An 18,666-nucleotide genomic window follows, 5' to 3' on the forward strand; every position below is an offset into this window, starting at 1 on the left:
ACGGATAGCCGCATGCCAACCCTGTCGTTCAACGTGATTTCCCCGCAAGGCACGCCAGCCGCCGTCGACGCCGACGTCGAACGCGTCGTGATCGCCGGCTGGGCCGGCCGCGACCCGGCCGCGATCCGCGCGCACATCGATGAACTCGCGGCGCTCGGCGTCGCACCCCCGTCGACCACGCCATGCTTCTATCGCGTGTCGTCCGCGCTGCTCACGCAGGCGCCGTCGATCGGCGTGCTCGGCGCGCGCTCCGGCGGCGAAATCGAATGCGTGCTGGTCGACAGCCCGGCCGGCACGCTGGTCACGGTCGGCTCCGATCACACGGATCGCGAAGTCGAAGCGTACGGCGTCGCCGTGTCGAAGCAGGTGTGCGCGAAGCCGCTCGGCCGCGACGCGTGGCGTTATGCGGATGTCGCCGATCACTGGGATACGCTCGAGATGCGTTCGTGGCTGATTGCGCGCGATGGCGAACGGGTGGCGTACCAGCACGGCGCGGTCAGCGGCCTGCTCGCGCCCGACGTGCTGTGGCAGCGGTTCGACGATCGCCGCACGATGCCCGCACGCTGCGCGATGTACGGCGGCACGGTCGCCGTGCACGGCGCGATCGCGGCGATGGACGACGGCGACGCATTCGAGATGGAGTTGCACGATCCGGTGCTCGGACGCAGCTTGCGACACCGGTATGCAGTCGAGGTGTTGCCGGTCGTGGCGTAACGGCGAGCGGAACATCGCACGGAACACGGGCACGACGGTGTTCAGTCGTCGCGCCCGTTCCTACCTGTACGACTCGAAGCAATGGTAGTCCGGGAAGTTGAACTGCGAGTTGCCGCAGTACAGCACACCGGCCAGGTTCGCACACCCGCTCAGTGCGAACACGATTGCCCCCGCAACCGATATTTTCCATCCGCAATACCCCATCGCGCCCCCGTTCTCGCCTTATCGGTACTGACCGACATGATGCGCATCGGACGCACGCGGGTATGTGGAGAATTGTGGCCTCGTGCGTTCTCCGGTTCGCCGTGACGCGTTTCCGTGCACGGGCGCAGCCCGGCCTTGCTCACCCGAGACACCCGAGCCCCGCCAGCGTCGCCTCCACCGCGGTATCGAGCGGCGTCACCGGCTCGCGGCCGAGCACCGCGGTCACGCGCGCGTTGTCCATCCGGACCGGTTCGCGCCACAAGTAACGCATCTCGAGCAATTCGCGCAGCGTCGTGACGAACGGCGCGGCTACCCACACGAGCCACCACGGGAAATCGCGCAGCGCCGGCCGCATGCCGTGCCGCTGCGCGACGCGTTGCACGGCCTGCGCCATCTGCATGCCGTCTTCATCCCAATGCCCGCCCAGATGAAATCGCGCGAACGGCTCCAGCGTCTCGCGCCGCTCGATCAGCTCGACCATCACGCGGGCCACGTCCGGCACATACGACCACTGATGGCCGACGCCGCGGCTCGGCACGCGGATGGCCGCGACGGGCCGCCCGGGCTGACCAACCCTTGGGAAAACCAGCTGTTGCCGAGCTGCGGCCCGAAGAAATCGCCGGCGCGCACGACGATTGCCCGCACGCCGCGCGTGCTGGCGTCCTGCAGCCGCCGCTCCAGCTCGACGCGGATCGCGCCCTTGCGGGTCACCGGATGCTGCGGCGCATCTTCCCGCAGCACCGGAAACGCATCGGCGCCGAAGTTGTAGACCGTGCCCGGCAGCACGACGGTCGCCTGCGCGGCCCGGGCCGCCGCGAGCGTGTTGTCGATCATCGGCAACACCTGCGTAGCCCAGTTCCGGTATCCGGGTGGGTTCACCGCATGCACGATCACCCTGCAACCGCGTGCGGCGCGCACCACCGCATCGCGATCCAGCGCGTCGCCGCGCACCCACGCGATGCCGTCGCGCTCCACGGCCTCGGCAGCGAGCCCGCGCTTGAGCGCACGCACCTGCCAGCCCGCATCGCGCAACTGCCGCGCGACTTCCCCGCCGATTCCGCCGCTCGCGCCGAGCACGAGTGCCAGCCGTTGCGTCCCGCCTGCGTTCTTCGCCATTGCCGTTCCCCTTGAATGAAACCATCACGACACGCATTCTGGCGCGCAGCCGGCTATCAAGGAATTGCCTAACCCGACGGATCGGCTATACATTTATGCATGACCACCGCTCTGAACTGGGAACGCTACCGCACCTTCCTCGCGGTGCTGACGGAAGGCTCGCTGTCCGGCGCGGCGCGCGCGCTCGGCATCACGCAGCCGACGGCCGGCCGCCATGTCGCGGCGCTCGAAGCGGCGTTCGGCCAGACGCTGTTCACGCGCTCGCCGTCTGGCCTGCTGCCGACCGAGGCCGCGCTCGCGCTGCGCGGCCATGCGGAGGCGCTGCGCAGCGCGGCGGCCGCGTTCGAGCGTGCGGCGGCCAGCCACGGCGCCGGCGTGCGCGGCATCGTGCGGATTTCGGCCAGCGACGTGATCGCCGTCGAGGTGCTGCCGCCGATGCTCGCGCAATTGCGGCGCGACCATCCGGGGCTCGTGATCGAACTGGTACCGACCGACCGCATCCAGGACGTGCTGAAGCGCGAGGCCGATATCGCGGTCCGGATGGCGCCGCCCGCGCAGGATGCGCTCGTCGCGCGGCGCGTCGGCGAAATCGAGGTCGGGCTGTATGCGCGCGACGATTACCTGGCGCACCACGGCGCGCCCGCGACGATCGACGCGCTCGCGCATCACGCGCTGATCGGCTTCGATACGGTCACGCCGTTCATCCGCTCCGCGGGGCGCGGCATGCCGATGTGGAAGCGCGACGCGTTCGCGCTGCGCACCGACAGCAACCTCGCACAGCTTGCGATGATCCGCGCCGGCTACGGAATCGGCTTCTGCCAGACGGCGCTCGCGAAACGCGACGCGCGGCTCGTGCGCGTGCTGCCGGACGGGCCCGCGATGCGGCTGGAAACCTGGGTCGTGATGCACGAAGACCTGCGGACGAGCCCGCGCTGCCGGGCCGTGTTCGATGCACTGGCCAACGGGTTGCGTGCATATGCGGACGCGGACGATGAAGTCGCCGAGTAGAAAGCGGCGTGCGTGAATCGCGCGAGCCGCGTCATTCGTGGGTTTTCCCGGCGAACAGGATGTCGGCGATGCGCCGCCACGGATTGTCGGGCATGGCGTAGCAGCCCAACCCCTCTTCCGACGCCTCGGCCCAGTCGATCATCGCTTCCAGGTATTCGCCGATCGAACGGTTTTCCCAGCCGAGCGCCGCGTGGGCATACGGCGACAGCGGCGCATCGGCCTCGAGCTGCCGCTCCGTGCGCCAGTCATGGCAGAGCACCCGCAGGAAGTGGACCAGCGAGCGCTCGTCGACCACGCGCTCCAGCGCATGCTCCAGCTTCGCGGCCATCTGGTTCTTCAGTTCGTCGTCGTTCATGCCCGTAGCCCCCTGGCGCGCCCGTCGGTGACGCGCCGCCGCACGACGCGCGGCATGGTGTTACATCAGCAGCTGACGCGACAGCACCTCGCGCGCCTGGGTGACGGTCTCGCGCTCGCCCGGCAACGGCGGCGTCAGCGAAAACACCGCGTCGGGCAAAGGCGGCAGCCGGTATTTCGTGCCGAGCCGCATCAGGCCATCGCCGATCGCCGACGCGCACAGGCAGCCGACCCCGAGCCCCGCCGCGAGCATCGACTGCAAGCCCGCGACACCCGACGCGCTGTGCACGAGCGCGTACGGCGTGTGCCGTTCGTCGAGCGAGCGCACCGCGACCTGATGCATCATGCAGTCGTCCGGCAGCAGCACCAGCGGCAGCGGTTCGGGCAACTGTTCGGCGAGCGCGGGCGACGCGACCCACGACAGCGGCTCGCGCCGCAGCACCCAGCGCGTGTCGGCCGACGCCGGCCGGAACGGCCCGCTCGACATGTTCATCACGACGCCGAGGTCGATCTGCCCGCGCGCGTGCGCCGCCTCGATATCCGCGCTCTTCATCGCGCTCACGTGCAGGCTCAACTGCGGGTAGCACTCGCGCAGCCGCGCCAGCATGCCCGCCACTTCGTTCGTGCGGTAATAGTCGGTGATCGCGACGCGCAGTTCGCCCTTGATCGCCTGCCCGCGCAACTCGTCGAACGCCGCCTCGTTCAACGCGACGATGCGGCGCGCATGCTTCAGCAGCCGCGAGCCGGCCGGCGTCGGCTCGACGCCGCGCTTGCTGCGCACGAACAGCGGCACGCCGGCGCGCGATTCGAGCTTGCGCACCTGCTCGCTGACCGTCGATTGCGACAGGTGCAGCAGCGGCGCGGCTGCCGTGAGGCTGCCGGCATCCGCGACCGCCGCGAAAGTGCGCAACTGATCCAGATCGAAACCGCGCATCGTCATTCCCCATCCATCGATTAACCCGATGGATGCTACCACTCTTTCCCGCTTTTCCGAACCATTGGCGATGCCCAGAATAATGGGGCAACGGCCTGCCTGGGCCCATCACCCATCAGGCCCCTAATTTTTCGGATCCTTCATGACGAACAACACCCTTGCTTCCTGCGCGCCGGCCGGCGCGGCTGCCGCGACGCCACGCAGTCACCACGGCTGGGCGCTCGTGGTCTTGCTGGTCGGCGCCATTCTGCCGCCGCTCGACTACTTCATCGTGAACCTCGCGCTCCCGGCCATTCGCGACGGCATCGGCGCACGCCAGGCCGAGTTGCAACTCGTCGTATCGGCCTATGCGTGCGCGAACGCGGTCGTCCAGATCACCGGCGGGCGTCTCGGCGACCTGTACGGACGCAAACGCATGTTCATGATCGGCATGGCCGGCTTCGTGTTCGCGTCGACGCTGTGCGGGCTCGCCGGCAACGGCACGGTGCTCGTCGGCGGCCGCGTGCTGCAGGGCCTGTTCGCCGCGATCCTCGCGCCGCAGGTGCTCGCGACGATCCGCAGCGTGTTCAGCCCGCAGGAGCAGGTGCGCGTGATGGGCTTTTACGGGTTCGCGTTCGGCCTCGCGGCCGTGATCGGCCAGCTCGGCGGCGGCGCACTGATCAGCCTGCATCCGTTCGGGCTCGGCTGGTGCGCGATCTTCCTCGTCAATCTGCCGATCGGCATCCTGGCGTTGATCGGCAGTTGGCGCTTCATCCCGGAAAACCGCGCGCCGCGCGGCCAGCGCATCGACGTGCCGGGCACGGTGCTGATGTCGCTGTTCCTGCTGATGCTCGTGTACCCGCTCACGCACGGTCGCGAAGCCGGCTGGCCGCTGTGGATGATCGCGTGCGGCGTCGGCGCGCTGCCGATGCTCGGCGCGCTGCTGACGGTCGAAGCGCGCCGGCTCGCGCGCGGCCACGATCCGCTGCTCGACGTGCGCCTGTTCCGCAACCCGGTCGTCGCGCTCGGGCTGCTGCTCGCGTTCCTGTTCTACATGCTGAGCGCGTTCTTCCTGAGCTACGGGATCTATCTGCAGGGTTGCCTGAACTGGTCGCCGCTCGCGTCCGGGTTCGCGATCCTGCCGCTCGGGCTCGGCTTCCTCGCGAGCCCGCTGCTGATGCCGCGCCTCGTCGCCCGCTTCGGCGGGTATCGCGTGCTCACGCTCGGCTTCGCGATGCTCGCGGCCGGCGTCGCGAGCGCCGCCGCGCTCGCCCGCGACGGCGCGCCGGGGCCCGGCTTCTATGCGGGCATCGCGGCGATCGGCATCGGGCAAGGGCTCGTGCTGCCGTCGGTCGTGCGGATCGTGCTCGCGGAAGTCGATGCGGCCCGCGCCGGTGTCGCGTCGGGAATGGTCAGCGCGATGCTGCAGATCGGCGCGGCGGTCGGCGCCGCGACGATCGGCGGCGTGTTCTTCGCGCGGCTCGGCGTGCATCCGGCCGCGCTCGATTACGTGCAGGGGTTCAGGGCGTCGATGTTCACGCTGACGGTCGTGTTGCTGGTCTGCATTGCGCTGTCGATGGCGCTGGAGCCGCTGCATCGGCGGCTGCATGCGGATGCGTGACACGGAGCACGCGACGAAACGGCATCGTCAGCCCGACGCGGATCGGACAACAGGCGCGAGACAGGTGCGGCGCGGCACCTCGCCGGCCTCCGGTTCATCGGTGAGGCTCGCGCTGCGCGTGCCGCGCCTCCCATTCGGCCAGCTCGACGCGATAGCGTGCGAGCGCTTCGTCATACAGGTCGAAGACGCACGGCGAGCAGCCGCTGTTGCAGCAGTCTTCCAGTTCGGGTTGCACGGGTGGGGTCGGACGGGGATCGTCGACGGACGAATCTCCGGAAACTTGGTTCGGCACGGCGTGTTCCGGTAATGTGAAGTGGTCAGTATAGGGCGATCCGGGCCGCCGCCGCGTTCGGCGGGCCGGGCGGATCGACGATGAACGCGTCCGCCATGGCGCGATCGCCGGGTGCGGCACGCCGCTGCGGTCGCCTCATTCCGCCCCACAGGAGCTGCGCGATGGCCGAAGCCGTGAATCCACCGGAAGTCTGGGCGCCGTTCGGCGCGTTCTCGATGGCCGTGATCCAGGGCGACGGCCGGATCGTGCATCTGAAGGGACAGATCGCGCTCGACCGCGACGGGCAGGTCGTCGGTGCCGGCGACATGCGCGCCCAGGCTCGCCAGACGCTCGAGAACATCCGCGACGTGCTGGCCGCACTGGGCGGGCAAATGCGCGACGTGATCTCGCTCGTCCATTACGCCACCGACATCGACGCATTCATGCAGGCGGGCGACATCCGCAACACCTACTTCGCCGAACCCTATCCGGTGACGACGACCGTCCAGGTCGAGCGGCTCTACCATCCCGACCTGTTGATCGAGATCGCGGCCATCGCCGAAATTCCGCTGGCGCGGATTCGTCGTCCGCTGTCGCATGCGTGAAGAGCATCGGGCTCGCGTGAAAACGCTCGCCGGTCGAGGCTTTGCCGACCGGCGCGCGCTTGCTTGCACCCCGCTAGCCTACTTCGCGGGCGCGCCCGGCTTCAGCGCCGCCGGCTTGTCGGCCAGCGGCTGCCACGCAGCGCCGAGCGAATACCAGTCGACGCGGCGCGTGAGCGTCATGATGCCGGCGAGGATCGCGAACAGCAGCAGCGAACCGAGCATCAGCGCATTGTCCTCCGACAGCAGCAGCCCGTAGAGCGCCGCGTACAGCATCGCCAGCAGCGCGGTGAACGTCGCGCCGCGCTTCACGCTGTGCAGCACGAACGACAGGTAGAAGCCGAGCAGCCCGATGCATGCGCCGCTCGCCGCGAGATACGCATAGCCGAACGCAATGTGCTCGGACAGGCTCAGCAGCAGCAGGAAGAACAGCGCGAGCGACAGGCCGACCAGCGTGTACTGGATCGGGTGAATGCGCAGCCGCTTCACGAGCTCGTACATGAAGAAGCTCGCGAACGTGAGCATCACGAACAGCGCGCCGTACTTCGTCGCGCGTTCGGCCTGCAGATAGACGTTCACGGGTTCGATCACCGATACCGACGCCATCTCGATCCCGCCGTCGCCGTTGCCGGACGCCACCTGCTCGCGCGCCTTCGTGTTGAACGACGTCACGTGCCAGTTACTGACGAAGCCGCGCGCGTCGATCATGCGCTCCGCCGGCAGGAATTCGCCGCCGAAGCTCGGATGCGGCCACGTCGATTTCAGCGAAAAGTCGTTCTGGTCGCCCACCGGCGCGAACGCGACCGATTCCGCGCCCGCGAGCGGCAGGCCGATGCTGAACGGCACGACCGTCGCCCCGGCGTTTGCGTCCGCCAGCGCCGCGAGATCGACGTTCGCATGCACGCCCTGGCGCAGGCCGTCGAGCCGCGTACCCTGCTCCACGTCGATCCGCTTGCCGCCGATGCGCAGATCGGGCTGCGCCTTCAGCCCGCGAAGGTCGCCGATGCCGAGCGCGACATAGGCGTCGTCGACCTTGAAGCTCACGTGGCCGTCGGCTTGCGGCAGCTTCTTCAGGTCCGGCAGCGGCAGCGTGCCCGTCATCCGGCTGTCGAGCCCGTACACGAGCGCCTTGTGAATGCCGCGATAGCGCACGCTGACCGACAGCGTGCCGTCGACCTTCAGCGTCTTCGGGAACACGAGCAGCCGCTTCGCCTCGCTTTTCAGGGTGGTTTTCGCCTTGCCGCCGGCGCGTACGTCTTCGCTCACGCGCGTGACTTCCGTGTAACGGACGACGAGCACCGGCCCCGTCACCGTCTGCGGCCCCGCGTAGCTCGCCCAGATGCTCTGCAGCGCGCTTTGCCGATAGTCGGCGCGTTCCCGCACGATGCTCTGGACCATCTGCAGCGGGATCAGGATCGCCAGCGCGAGAAGCGCGGTGATCATGGACTTGAACAACAGGACTCGATTCATTGCTGGCAGGTACCGGAGTGGAAGGTACGGTCAGCATGAGCGGCCCCGGTGAAGGGCGATTGAAGCCGGCGTGAAGTGAATGTGTGGCGGGTGTGAAGCGCGCGGTCAGCCCGCCGACGGCAACGTGAGCGTCGCGCATGCGCCGCCTTCCGCACGGTTCGCGAGCGCGACCTGGCCACGGTGCAGCATCGCGACTTCGCGCACGAAACACAGCCCGAGGCCCGTGCTGCGATCCTGCCCATCGGGGCGCGGCAGCGAATAGAAACGTTCGAACACGCGCGACAGCGCATAGTCGGGCACACCGGGGCCGTCGTCCGCAACGCGCACGACCGCGACGTGCGCCCTGCCCGCCGGCCGCCGCTCGAGCGCGATCCGGATCGTGCTGCCCTGCGGCGCGAAATCCAGCGCGTTGTCGAGCAGGTTGCCGAGCGCCTGCCGCAGCAGGAACGGATCGCCGTCGACGACCGCCGCACCGCCCCCGTCGGCCGCATCGTTCGCATCGATGTGCAGGCTCACGCCGCGCTGCCGCGCGCGCGGCTCGATATCGTCGACGAGCTGTTCGAGCACCGGCCGCAGCGCGACCGGCTCGTGCACCGACAGGCGCTGCTTCTGCTCGACCTCGGCCAGCGCGAGCAGCTTGCGGATCATCTGTTCGAGGCGGCCGGCCTGACGGCGGATGTTCTCGGTGAAACGCCGGCGGTTCGCGACCGGCATGTCTTCCTGCAGCAGCTCGGCCGCGCCGCTGATCGCGGCCAGCGGGCTTTTCATCTCGTGCGTGAGCGTATGGATGTAGGTTTCGACGTACTGCCGGTCTTCCAACCGCTGATGCATGCTTTCCACCGCGCGTCCGAGCTCGGCCAGCTCGTTCGCGCCCTGCAGCGGCATCGACGCGCGCTCGCCGGCCGCGATCGCGCGCGCATAGCGCTGCAGGCGCCGCAACCCGAGCACCAGCCACCACGTGCACGCGGCGCCGATCAGGATCGCGCCGCCCATCAGCAACGCGCCGTACAGCATGATCTTGCGCTGGCTGCGCGCGATGAACGGCGCGACCGTCTGGTTCGGCTTCGCGATCGTCAGCACGCCGATGATCTCGCTGCCGCGCCGGATCGGCGCCGCCACGTGCATCACGGTGCTGCCGTCGTCGTTCGGATCGCTGCGCGTGCTGCGTGCGCCGTATTCGCCGCGCAGCGTCCGGTACACGTCGTTCCAGCGCGAATAGTCCTGTCCGACCGCGCTGCCGGCCGAATCGTAGCGCACGATGCCGTGCGCGTCGGTGATGTAGAGACGGTAGCCGATCGCGTTCTTCTGGATGCCCCACACGTTCGCGCTGACCGGGCGCTCGTGCAGTTTCCCGAGCTGCCGTGCGAACGCGCCGTCGGCGATATGCCCGTTCGCCATGTCGTCGGCGGCCAGCGTCGCCAGCACCTGCGCGGTATCGACGAGCGTGTCCTCCATCGCTTCGCGCACGCCGGGCTTCACCTCCTGCACGAACACGCGCAGCGTGATCAGCGCGGCCAGACCGACGATCAGGAAAAAGCCGAAGAAGATGCGCAGGCCGATATGCATGGCGGTGCCGGTCGTTACGGTTGCAGCGAATAACCCATCCCGCGGTGCGTGCGGATCGGGTCGCGCTCGGGATCGATCGCACGCAGCTTCGCGCGCAGCGTCTTGATGTGCGTGTCGACCGTGCGATCGGTCGAATCGAGCGCCTCGTGCCACACGAGATCCATCAGTTGTTCGCGCGAATAGATGCGCCCCGGATGCCGGACCAGCAGCGCCAGCAGCCCGAATTCGTAGCGCGTGAGATCCAGCGCGTGACCGAGCCACGACACGCGTGCACCGTCGGCGTCGAGCGCGAAGCCGGGGGCGACCGGTGCAGACGCGTCCGCCGGCGCGGATGCGGGCGCCGGTTCCGGCGTGGCCGCCCGATGGAAGCGGCGCAGGATCACGCGCACCCGCGCGGCCAGCTCGCGCGGCGAAAACGGCTTGACGACGTAATCGTCGGCGCCGATCTCGAGCCCGACGATGCGGTCGATCTCGTCGTGCCGCGCGGTCAGGAAAATCACCGGAATATCGGTGAACGTGCGCAGACGCCGGCATACCTCGAAGCCGCTGAGGTCCGGCAGGCCGACGTCGAGCACCACGAGATCGACACGCGTGTCGCGCAGGCGGTCGAGCGCCGCCTGCCCGAGCGTGCAGTGGACGGTCTGCATGCCGTCGGTGCCGAGGGCGTAGACGATCGTGTCCGCGATCGCCTGTTCGTCTTCGACGATCAGGATGGTGGGCTGAGTCATGGTCTCGGGTTCGGGTCGCGCAATCCGGTGCGACATTGTACGCACGGCTGCCTCGGCGAGCCCTTGCCCGGCGCGCTATGCGACGCGCCCGCTCACCGGAATCGACGCACCGGTGATCGCCTGCGCGTCGTCCGACAGCAGGAATCCGATCGTCGCCGCGAGCTGTTCCGGCCGCACCCAGCGCGAGAAGTCGGCGTCGGGCATGTCCTTGCGGTTCGGCGGCGTGTCGATGATGCTCGGCAGCAGCGCGTTCACGGTCACGCCGCGATCGAGCAGTTCCGCCGCCAGCGCCTCGGTGAGCCGCGCGACACCCGCCTTCGCGGCCGCATACGCGCCCATCCCCGCGCCGGCCTTGAATGCCGCGCCCGCGCCGATGTTGACGATGCGGCCGGCCCGGCTCGCCACCAGGTACGGCAGCGCGGCCTTCGACGCGTTCAGCGCCGTCTTCACGTTCAGTTCGTACATGCGGTCCCACGTAGCGGCGTCGCCGTCGGCGATCGTCTGCCACGCGAATGCACCGGCGATGTTCAGCAGCGCGTCGACCCGGCCGAATTCGCGGTTGACCGTTTCGAGCGCCTGCGCGGCGGCCTGCGGATCGACGAGATCGATGCCGCCGATGCGCAGCGCATCGGCCGGCACGCCGGGCAGCGCCTGCGCCGCCGGGGCCGCGCCGCGGCCAATCAGCGCGACGCGTGCGCCGCGCTCGCCGAGCCACGCGGCCGTCGCGACGCCCAGATGACCGAAGCCGCCGGTGATCGCGACTGCCTTGCCTTTCAGGTCGTGTTCCATCGATGTGTTCTCCTGGATCGAGGGGTGATTGGATGAAATGCCGACAGCGTAGCGCCGTTCACGCGTTCGTGCGCACGGCGACGAGGGTGCGGAGATGCGGTTCGCCCGTCGTTTCGCCGTGATTGTCGGGCGCCGGCGCGGCGGCGGCATCGCGAGACGGATCCAGTCCATGCACCGCCGGCGAAGCCCGACGAGCGCGCAGCCGGACGGCCGGGCATAATGCGCGATGCCCGCCACGCGCGGCGCGCGGCACGGCCGCCGGGCCGCCCGGCCCGGCGGCCCGTGTCGCCGCCGACCCGCATCCCGAACCTCAACCCGTCAATCCCATGCAAGTACTCGTCATCGGAACCGGCAAGCTCGCCCACGAGCTGCTCGGCTCGCACAAGCTCGACCCGGCCACCTGCCGCGTGATGCCGTGGTCGGACGGCACGCGAACCGACGCCCGGTCGATCGTCGTCCATGCCGGCTCCGGCCGCGAACTCGCCGCGGCGATCGCGTTCTGCCAGGCCACCGCGTCGCCGCTCGTCGAGTTGTCGACCGGCTCCGACCTCGAAACCGGGACGTACGGCTTTCCGGTCGTGCTGTGTCCGAACACGAACATCCTGATGCTCAAGTTCATGAGCATGCTGGAAACCAGCGGCCACCTGTTTCGCGACTGCGCAATCAGCGTGACCGAATCGCATCAGGCCGGCAAGACGTCCGTGCCCGGCACGGCCGTCGGCATCGCCCAGTCACTCGGCGTGCAGCCGGCAGCCATCCGCTCCGTGCGCGACCCGGCCGTGCAGCGCAGCGAATTCGGCATTCCCGACGATCAGCTCGGCCGCCATGCCGTTCACCGGATACGCATCGACGACGGCGCATGCAGCCTGCAGTTCGAATCGCGCGTATCCGGTGCGACGCCCTATGCGGACGGCGTATCGCGCATCGTCAAGGCCGTCCGGCAACACGATCTCGAGCAACGTCGCTATTCGATCGTCGAATTCATCCGCAACGGCTGGCTGTAGTCGCGGCGGCGGCGGGCACGGCCTCGCCACAACCGCCGCCCTCGCTGGCCCACCGCTACCCGTCCCCCAGCACCGCCCCGCTCTCCGGCAAGGTCGCCCCGCCGTCCACGACGATCGTCTGCCCGGTGATGTACGCCGCGTCGGCCGATGCGAGAAACAGCATCGCGTTCGCGACGTCCTCCGGCTCGCCCATCCGTGCCAGCGGAATGTCGCGCGCGATTTGCGCCGCGACCGACGCATCGCCGAGATTGCCGGCCGCCGGCGTGCGGATCATCCCCGGTTCGACGCCGTTGACCGTCACGTTGCGGCGCGCCAGCTCCAGTGCCGCCGCCCGAATGAAACCGTTCACGCCGGCCTTCGACGCCGCGTAATGCGCAAGCCCCGGATAGGCGACGCGCGGCCCCGTCACCGACGACGTGACGAGCAGCCGCCCGGCCCCCGCGCGCTCGAACGCCGGCAACGCGGCCTGCGCGAGCCAGAACAGCGCCGACAGGTTGACCGACAGCGTGCGCTCGAGCGTCGGTTCGTCGATCCGCGCAAACGGCGTCAACGGAAAATACGCGGCATTGTGGACGACGACATCGAGCCGGCCGCCGTCGCGCTCGACTGCCGCAACGAGCGCACCCAGCTCGTCCCGGCTCGCGGCATCGACCCGATACGCGCGTGCGTCGCCGCCCGCGCTGACCAGCGCGTCGGCCTGCGCGCCTGCCGCGTCGCCGTTCAGATCGGCGAGCGCGACGAACGCGTCGGATTCCGCGAAACGGCGGGCGATCGCCGCGCCGATCCCTTGCGCGGCGCCCGTGACGAGCACGACACGCCCGCTGAAGTCCGCACGCACGCGGCCGCTGCCCAGCATGGCTGTCATCGCTGCCCCTCGCCGCCGAGCGGGTGCACGGTTTCGTTCAGTACCTGCGCGTAAGCGCCGATCGGGAAATTCGACAGCGTGCCGAAATCACCGCCCTGATAGCCGAAGATCTTGCCGTCGGTCTTGCGCTGCGCGAGATCGATCAGCACGACGCCGAGCGTCGGCACCACCTTTTCGCGCCACACGAACAGATACAGCTCGTCCGCGATCCTGAAGTAATGACAGCGGTCGACGTCGGCCAGCCCGCCTTCGACACCCTGCAGGCACTGCCACGCGTAGAAATTCTCGTTCAGGTAGATGTGCTCGTAGCATTCGGTCGGGCTGTAGCGGTACATCGTCCGCTTGCCGATCAGCTCGCGCGTGGGTGCATGCAGCGGCCCCGGCCGGGCGTGGCCGCCGAGCGTGCCGTGCCGGAATTGCGCATCGACGGCCGTCAGCGGCAGCCCGCGCGCGACGCGCGTAAACGCATCGATGCGCGTGTCGGCTTCCGTGGGCAGCGTACCGACGACCGACGTCCACACGCCGGCGTCGAGATCGATCACGAGGCTCACCGATGTCGCGCGTGCGGTGGCATCGATGTAGTCGACGAAGTACAGGCCGTCGCGCAGCCGCGTCACGCGGCACGGTGCGCGGCCGCCGGTATCGGTCGCCGCATCGCGCCACTGCAGCGCGCCCGGCTCGAACGTATGGACGCGCCACACGCCCGATGCGTCGCCGAGCGCCAGCGTCCGCCCGACGAGCGCGTCGACGGGTGCGAGGACGTTCGCTTCCGGCGCGAAGCCGTCCGCGAGCGCACCCACCTGAATGAATACCGGATCCTGTCGTTCCACCTGCCGTCTCCCGCGCAGCTTCAGGCCCGGCGGGCCGTGTACGCTGCTCATGCGCACATGGTGCGGGCTGCGCGCGCCGCGCGGTATCCGCCAAAAGGATGAAGGGCGCGCGGCGCCGGAACGCGCTAAAGTGCACGTGATCCGCGCCGCGACCGGCGCGAGGAGCGCACATGCACCGTGTCATCCATTACCGACGCAGCGACGAAGGCATCGAGGCAATCAGCCTCGAATCCGATCGCGCGTTTCCGCGCCACGCGCACGACGAATTCGGGGTCGGCGTGATCGTCAGCGGTGCGCACCGGTCGTGGAGCGGCCGCGGGCAAGTCGACGCGCTGGCCGGCGACGCGATCATGGTCAACCCCGGCGAGATGCACGACGGCTTGCCGCTCGAGGCCGGCACCGGCCGGCGCTGGCGGATGCTGTACCTCGCCCCTGCGCTGGTCGCGGGCGTCGCGGCGGAAGAAGGCCTCGGCGGCGTCGAGCTCGCGCACCCGGCCGTGCGCGACGCGCGGCTCGCGGCCGCGGTCGGCCGGCTGCATGCGCGCATCGTCGCAGGCGAAACCCAGCCGCTGGCCCGCGACGAAGCGCTCGTGATGCTCGTCGCCGGTTTGCTCGCCCGGCACGCCAACCGCACGCTGCCGGCGGCGGGCGTCGCACCGGCGGTCCGCGTCGCCCGCGAGCGGCTCGACGCAGCGCCGGGCGCCCCCGTGTCGCTCGCCGAGCTGGCCGACCTGAGCGGCGTCAGCCGCTTCCAGCTGTTGCGCGGCTTCGCGCGCGAGCTCGGCATCACGCCACATGCATACCTGGTTCAGCAGCGCACGCGGCTCGCGCGTGCGCTGCTGGCCGGCGGCCTGCCGATCGCCGATGCCGCAGCCGAGGCCGGCTTCGCCGATCAGAGCCACCTGACGCGCGCGTTCGCGCGCCAGTTCGGGATCACGCCGGGGCGGTTCATGCAGGCGGGTTGAGCCACGCTGTCGCCCGCGCAGTTCGAGGCCGCCGGGCGCACTGCATTCGCAGGCGATTGCCGCGTCGACGGCAGCCGCGCCCCATTGCGCCCGTCCACATCGACGGCACACCGCATCGACACCTCTCCGTGCTGCAATTTCGTTCAAGACGCACCCTGCGCGGGGCGCGACGATGCGGCACATGAAGACACGACTGATCGGCTATCTCTATCTCGCCGCCGCGATGGCCGGCGTCGGCAGCACCGTCGTCGCGAGCCGTCTCGCGGCCGGCGGCCTGCCGCCGTTCGCGGCCACCGCGCTGCGCTTCCTGATCGCGACCCCGCTGCTGTTCGCGCTGATGCACGCGCAGCGCTTGCACTGGCCGCGCATTTGCGCACGCGACGCCGTGCTGCTCGTGATCCAGGCCGCGGCGGGCGGCGTCGGCTATACGGTGCTGCTGATCAGCGGCACGAAGCTGTCGTCGCCGCTCGATGCGGGCGTGATGCTCGGCACGCTGCCGGCCATGTCGACGCTGATCGCGGCCGTCGTGCTGCGCGAGCGGCAGACGCCGCGCGACTGGCTGGCCGCCGCGCTCGCCACGGCCGGCGTGCTGTTCGTCACGTTCGCGCCGGGCCACGCGATGCCGTCGCTCCAGACGCTTGCCGGCGATGCGCTGGTGCTGGCGGCCGTCGCATGCGAAGCAGTCTTCATCCTGCTCAACCGGCGGCTTGCCGCGCCGTTGCCGCCGCTCGCGCTTTCCACCGCGATGTCGGGCCTCGGCTTCGTGCTCGCACTCGTGCCGGCCGCGTTCGAATGGCATGCGCTGGCGAGCGGTTGGACCGTCGGCGCCGTGTCGGCGATCGCGTACTACGCGTTGATTCCGACCGTGCTCGGCTACCTGTGCTGGTATGCGGGCTCGGCGCGCACGAGCGGCACCGAGGCGGCCCTGTTCACGGCGGTCGCGCCGGTTTCGGCCGTGCTGTTCGCGGTCGCGCTGTTCGGCGAAACGCTGACCGGCACGCGTGTCGCCGGCATCGCGCTCGTCGTCGCCGGCATGCTCGTCGGCGCGACGCGACGGCGCAGGCCGCCCGTCGAATCACGCGGGACGCTCGCAGCGCAGACCGCCACCGACTGACTCGCGTTCATCGCGCGTCCCGCGGAAACGGCGGCGGCCTCCTCCGCCGCATCGCCCGCCGATTCCCGCCTTCCCGCGACGTAACCGGCGCTGTAGGAATGTGTCCGCGCACCGCAAAACCGTTGCGCGCGACTGCGCAAGATGCAATATTCGCGTGGCCCGACCCTTTGACAACCCTCGAACGACAATCCCCACGCAATGAACAGGAAGGAAGCCAAAACAAGAATCGCGGTGCTGCTATCCGCGGGAACGAGGAAGGCCGACGCGCTGGCCGAACTGTCCGGACAGGGGCTCAAGGATCGCGTGCTCGCGCACCTGATCGCGTCGCGCCCGGATCCCGAACGCTGCCGCAAGAACAAGGTGCACATCCGGATCCTGATCGGCCTCGGCGTCGCCCAGTTGGTCATCAGCCTGATGCTTGCGTACTACTTCTTCGCGTCCGGCGCCGGCGGCGTGCTCGTCACCGTCTTCCTTGCGTTGACCGTGCCGCTGTCGTTGCTGTTCATCTGGGGATTTGCGACCCATCGTGTCGGCGCGTATCACGCGTTCATCCTGCTGTCGCTGCTGCAGATGCCGAAGACCGTTGCCGATCTCGGGCGCGATCCGGCGTCCGCGCTGCCGAGCCTCGCGATCACGGTCGTGCTCGTCGGTTACGTGTGGTTCGTCCGCAACCGGCTGTTCCCCGACTACGGCTGGTTCACGCCGCGCAAGGTCGAAGGCCGCTACGCGTTCGTGGAACGCGCCTGACGCCACCGACGTCGCGTCGGGCGCAAAAAAGGCGCCGGGCCTTCCCGCCATCGCGGAAAGACCCGGCGCCTTCTGCATTCCGGAACCGATCGGCTTACTTCGCCTTTTCAGCCGAATCGCTGATCGCCTGGCCACCCTTCGAAATGTCCTGGCCCATGCCTGCGACCGTGTTGCAACCGGCGAGCGCGGCGGTCACCACCAGCAGCATTGCAGCAATCGTACGCGTCATTCTCATTCTCCTTCGAATCAACAAGCCCGACCGGGCGAATCGTTTGTGGCGTGGCGCCCGGCACGCTGCCGGACACGGGGCCTGACCTGATTATACGGAGACGCGCGCCGGTGCGGCCTCGCCGAGTGTCCTGCGCGCCACACCACGCGCGCTCGCAGATTTTTCTTGACTTCATCGTGGCACCAACTAATATACGCATCGCGTATATTTTCCGCCAGGAGCCGCCGATGACCGTTCCCCAGCAAGCCTTCCTCCGCGACGCGATGCGCCGCCTCAACATGACCCGCGAGGCATTCGCGAATCGCATCGGCGTCAGCCGGCGCGCACTGGATACCTGGCTGCTTCCGGACGATTCGCAGGAATCGCGCGGCATGCCGGAGATCGTCGAGCGTTTCGTGTCGGAAATCGTCGAACGCTCGGCGCCCGACGGCGAGAACTATACGCAAAGCGTAGACAAGCAAGGGCTCGCGAAGCAATTCCTGTTCGAAGGCAAGCCGCAATTGATCTCGGTCGACCAGTTCTCGCGGGATTCGGTCGAGGCGCTGTTCCGCGTGGCCGATGTCATGCAGCCCATCGCGCGACGCCACAAGATTTCGCGGGTGCTCGAAGGCGCCGTGCTCGGCAACCTGTTCTTCGAAGCCAGCACGCGCACGCGCGTGTCGTTCGGCGCGGCCTTCTGCCGGCTCGGCGGCTCGGTGTGCGATACGACGGGCTTCACGTTCTCGTCGATGGCCAAGGGCGAATCGATCTACGACACGAGCCGCGTGATGGCCGGCTACGTCGACGCGCTCGTGATCCGCCATCCGGAAAAAGGCTCGGTGGCCGAATTCGCGCGTGCGACCAACCTGCCGGTGATCAACGGCGGCGACGGCCCCGGCGAGCACCCGAGCCAGGCGCTGCTCGACCTCTATACGATCCAGCGCGAGTTTTCGCGGCTCGGCAAGATCGTCGACGGCGCGCACATCGCGCTGGTCGGCGACCTGAAGTACGGCCGCACCGTGCACTCGCTCGTCAAGTTGCTCGCGCTGTACCGCGGGTTGAAGTTCACGCTCGTGTCGCCGCCGACGCTCGAAATGCCGGCGTACATCGTCGACCAGATTTCGACGAATGGCCATGTGGTCGAGCAGACGACCGACCTCGCGGCCGGCCTGCGCGGCGCGGATGTCGTCTATGCGACGCGGATCCAGAAGGAGCGCTTCACCGACGAGTCGTTCGAAGGCTACACGCCGGATTTCCAGATCAACCAGGCGCTCGTCGACTCGGTGTGCAAGCCCGACACGCTGATCATGCACCCGCTGCCGCGCGACAGCCGGCCGGGCGCGAACGACCTGTCGGTCGACCTGAACCGCGACCCGCGTCTCGCGATCTTCCGGCAGACCGACAACGGCATTCCGGTGCGAATGGCGATCTTCGCGGTATTGCTCGGCGTCGAGAATCTCGTCCAGCATTCGATGCGCGACGCGACGTGGCGCCCGCCGGCATACCTCGGGCCGGAGGATGCGGTGTTTCACGGAATCGACTGACGCCGCACCGGAGTGCCGCGCCCGCCTGCCATT

The 18,666-nt window shown here is 69.1% G+C and carries 19 protein-coding genes and 1 pseudogene; 9 read left to right on the top strand and 11 right to left on the bottom strand.

Annotated elements, in window-relative coordinates; all coding sequences use genetic code 11:
- The first annotated feature begins 12 nt into the window (after positions 1-12).
- Positions 13-714, top strand: coding sequence for a DUF2848 domain-containing protein (locus WS89_RS00570; protein WP_059789127.1), 702 nt, complete (start codon positions 13-15; stop codon positions 712-714).
- Between the two features lie 349 nt (positions 715-1,063).
- Here the strand turns inward: WS89_RS00570 and WS89_RS00575 are convergent.
- Positions 1,064-2,034: pseudogene (locus tag WS89_RS00575) on the bottom strand (NAD-dependent epimerase/dehydratase family protein); the annotation flags it as partial.
- 99 nt (positions 2,035-2,133) lie between these two features.
- On the opposite strand from WS89_RS00575, the gene WS89_RS00580 reads away from it, so the two are divergent.
- Positions 2,134-3,042 carry a LysR family transcriptional regulator gene (locus tag WS89_RS00580; protein WP_059789128.1) on the top strand — a complete coding sequence of 303 codons (909 nt, stop codon included), beginning with the start codon at positions 2,134-2,136 and terminating at the stop codon, positions 3,040-3,042.
- Positions 3,043-3,073: 31 nt separating this feature from the next.
- On the opposite strand, the gene WS89_RS00585 is transcribed toward WS89_RS00580, so the two are convergent.
- The gene (locus tag WS89_RS00585; RefSeq protein ID WP_059502692.1) at positions 3,074-3,397 is read right to left on the bottom strand and encodes a DUF7660 family protein; all 324 of its coding nucleotides are present in this window, start codon (positions 3,395-3,397) and stop codon (positions 3,074-3,076) included.
- A 60-nt stretch (positions 3,398-3,457) separates the two neighbouring features.
- Entirely contained in the window at positions 3,458-4,330 is an 873-nt protein-coding gene (locus tag WS89_RS00590; RefSeq protein ID WP_059789240.1) for a LysR family transcriptional regulator, read from the bottom strand.
- Between the two features lie 142 nt (positions 4,331-4,472).
- Here WS89_RS00590 and WS89_RS00595 point away from each other — a divergent pair, with 142 nt between their 5' ends.
- On the top strand, positions 4,473-5,930 hold the full coding sequence (locus WS89_RS00595) for an MFS transporter (RefSeq protein ID WP_059789129.1): 1,458 nt from the start codon (positions 4,473-4,475) through the stop codon (positions 5,928-5,930).
- Between the two features lie 94 nt (positions 5,931-6,024).
- On the opposite strand, the gene WS89_RS00600 is transcribed toward WS89_RS00595, so the two are convergent.
- Positions 6,025-6,222 carry an oxidoreductase-like domain-containing protein gene (locus tag WS89_RS00600; protein ID WP_059502687.1) on the bottom strand — a complete coding sequence of 66 codons (198 nt, stop codon included), beginning with the start codon at positions 6,220-6,222 and terminating at the stop codon, positions 6,025-6,027.
- Positions 6,223-6,383: 161 nt separating this feature from the next.
- Here WS89_RS00600 and WS89_RS00605 point away from each other — a divergent pair, with 161 nt between their 5' ends.
- Positions 6,384-6,806, top strand: a complete 423-nt coding sequence (locus WS89_RS00605) for a RidA family protein (RefSeq protein ID WP_059789130.1) — start codon at positions 6,384-6,386, stop codon at positions 6,804-6,806.
- A 78-nt stretch (positions 6,807-6,884) separates the two neighbouring features.
- Here the strand turns inward: WS89_RS00605 and creD are convergent, their stop codons facing one another.
- From creD to WS89_RS00625, 4 genes are all read right to left on the bottom strand, one after another.
- Positions 6,885-8,273 carry a cell envelope integrity protein CreD gene (creD, locus tag WS89_RS00610; RefSeq protein ID WP_059789131.1) on the bottom strand — a complete coding sequence of 463 codons (1,389 nt, stop codon included), beginning with the start codon at positions 8,271-8,273 and terminating at the stop codon, positions 6,885-6,887.
- A gap of 105 nt (positions 8,274-8,378) precedes the next feature.
- Entirely contained in the window at positions 8,379-9,839 is a 1,461-nt protein-coding gene (creC, locus tag WS89_RS00615) for a two-component system sensor histidine kinase CreC (protein WP_059789132.1), read from the bottom strand.
- A gap of 14 nt (positions 9,840-9,853) precedes the next feature.
- On the bottom strand, positions 9,854-10,567 hold the full coding sequence (gene creB, locus WS89_RS00620; RefSeq protein ID WP_059502679.1) for a two-component system response regulator CreB: 714 nt from the start codon (positions 10,565-10,567) through the stop codon (positions 9,854-9,856).
- A 75-nt stretch (positions 10,568-10,642) separates the two neighbouring features.
- Positions 10,643-11,356: an SDR family NAD(P)-dependent oxidoreductase gene (locus WS89_RS00625; protein WP_059502678.1), complete on the bottom strand. Its 714-nt coding sequence runs from the start codon at positions 11,354-11,356 to the stop codon at positions 10,643-10,645.
- 326 nt (positions 11,357-11,682) lie between these two features.
- On the opposite strand from WS89_RS00625, the gene WS89_RS00630 reads away from it, so the two are divergent.
- Positions 11,683-12,360 (top strand): dihydrodipicolinate reductase C-terminal domain-containing protein, encoded by a 678-nt coding sequence (locus tag WS89_RS00630; RefSeq protein WP_059789133.1) that lies wholly within the window; start codon positions 11,683-11,685, stop codon positions 12,358-12,360.
- A gap of 55 nt (positions 12,361-12,415) precedes the next feature.
- On the opposite strand, the gene WS89_RS00635 is transcribed toward WS89_RS00630, so the two are convergent.
- Complete coding sequence (locus tag WS89_RS00635; RefSeq protein WP_059789134.1) at positions 12,416-13,225, bottom strand: SDR family oxidoreductase; 810 nt, start codon at positions 13,223-13,225, stop codon at positions 12,416-12,418.
- Positions 13,222-14,055, bottom strand: coding sequence for a molybdenum cofactor biosynthesis F family protein (locus WS89_RS00640; protein ID WP_059502809.1), 834 nt, complete (start codon positions 14,053-14,055; stop codon positions 13,222-13,224). Before WS89_RS00640 ends, WS89_RS00635 begins: the two co-directional genes overlap by 4 nt.
- 170 nt (positions 14,056-14,225) lie before the next feature.
- Between WS89_RS00640 and WS89_RS00645 the strand changes: the two genes are divergently transcribed.
- From WS89_RS00645 to WS89_RS00655, 3 genes are all read left to right on the top strand, one after another.
- Positions 14,226-15,020: an AraC family transcriptional regulator gene (locus tag WS89_RS00645; RefSeq protein ID WP_059502672.1), complete on the top strand. Its 795-nt coding sequence runs from the start codon at positions 14,226-14,228 to the stop codon at positions 15,018-15,020.
- A 181-nt stretch (positions 15,021-15,201) separates the two neighbouring features.
- Complete coding sequence (locus tag WS89_RS00650; RefSeq protein ID WP_059789241.1) at positions 15,202-16,134, top strand: DMT family transporter; 933 nt, start codon at positions 15,202-15,204, stop codon at positions 16,132-16,134.
- Between the two features lie 198 nt (positions 16,135-16,332).
- On the top strand, positions 16,333-16,881 hold the full coding sequence (locus WS89_RS00655) for a hypothetical protein (RefSeq protein WP_059502670.1): 549 nt from the start codon (positions 16,333-16,335) through the stop codon (positions 16,879-16,881).
- 94 nt (positions 16,882-16,975) lie between these two features.
- Here the strand turns inward: WS89_RS00655 and WS89_RS00660 are convergent, their stop codons facing one another.
- Positions 16,976-17,110 carry an entericidin A/B family lipoprotein gene (locus WS89_RS00660; protein WP_034204471.1) on the bottom strand — a complete coding sequence of 45 codons (135 nt, stop codon included), beginning with the start codon at positions 17,108-17,110 and terminating at the stop codon, positions 16,976-16,978.
- 227 nt (positions 17,111-17,337) lie between these two features.
- Here WS89_RS00660 and WS89_RS00665 point away from each other — a divergent pair, with 227 nt between their 5' ends.
- The gene (locus tag WS89_RS00665) at positions 17,338-18,633 is read left to right on the top strand and encodes an aspartate carbamoyltransferase (RefSeq protein ID WP_059502668.1); all 1,296 of its coding nucleotides are present in this window, start codon (positions 17,338-17,340) and stop codon (positions 18,631-18,633) included.
- Positions 18,634-18,666 lie beyond the last annotated feature (33 nt).

It is taken from the genome of Burkholderia sp. MSMB1072, assembly GCF_001524725.1.
Lineage (GTDB): Bacteria > Pseudomonadota > Gammaproteobacteria > Burkholderiales > Burkholderiaceae > Burkholderia.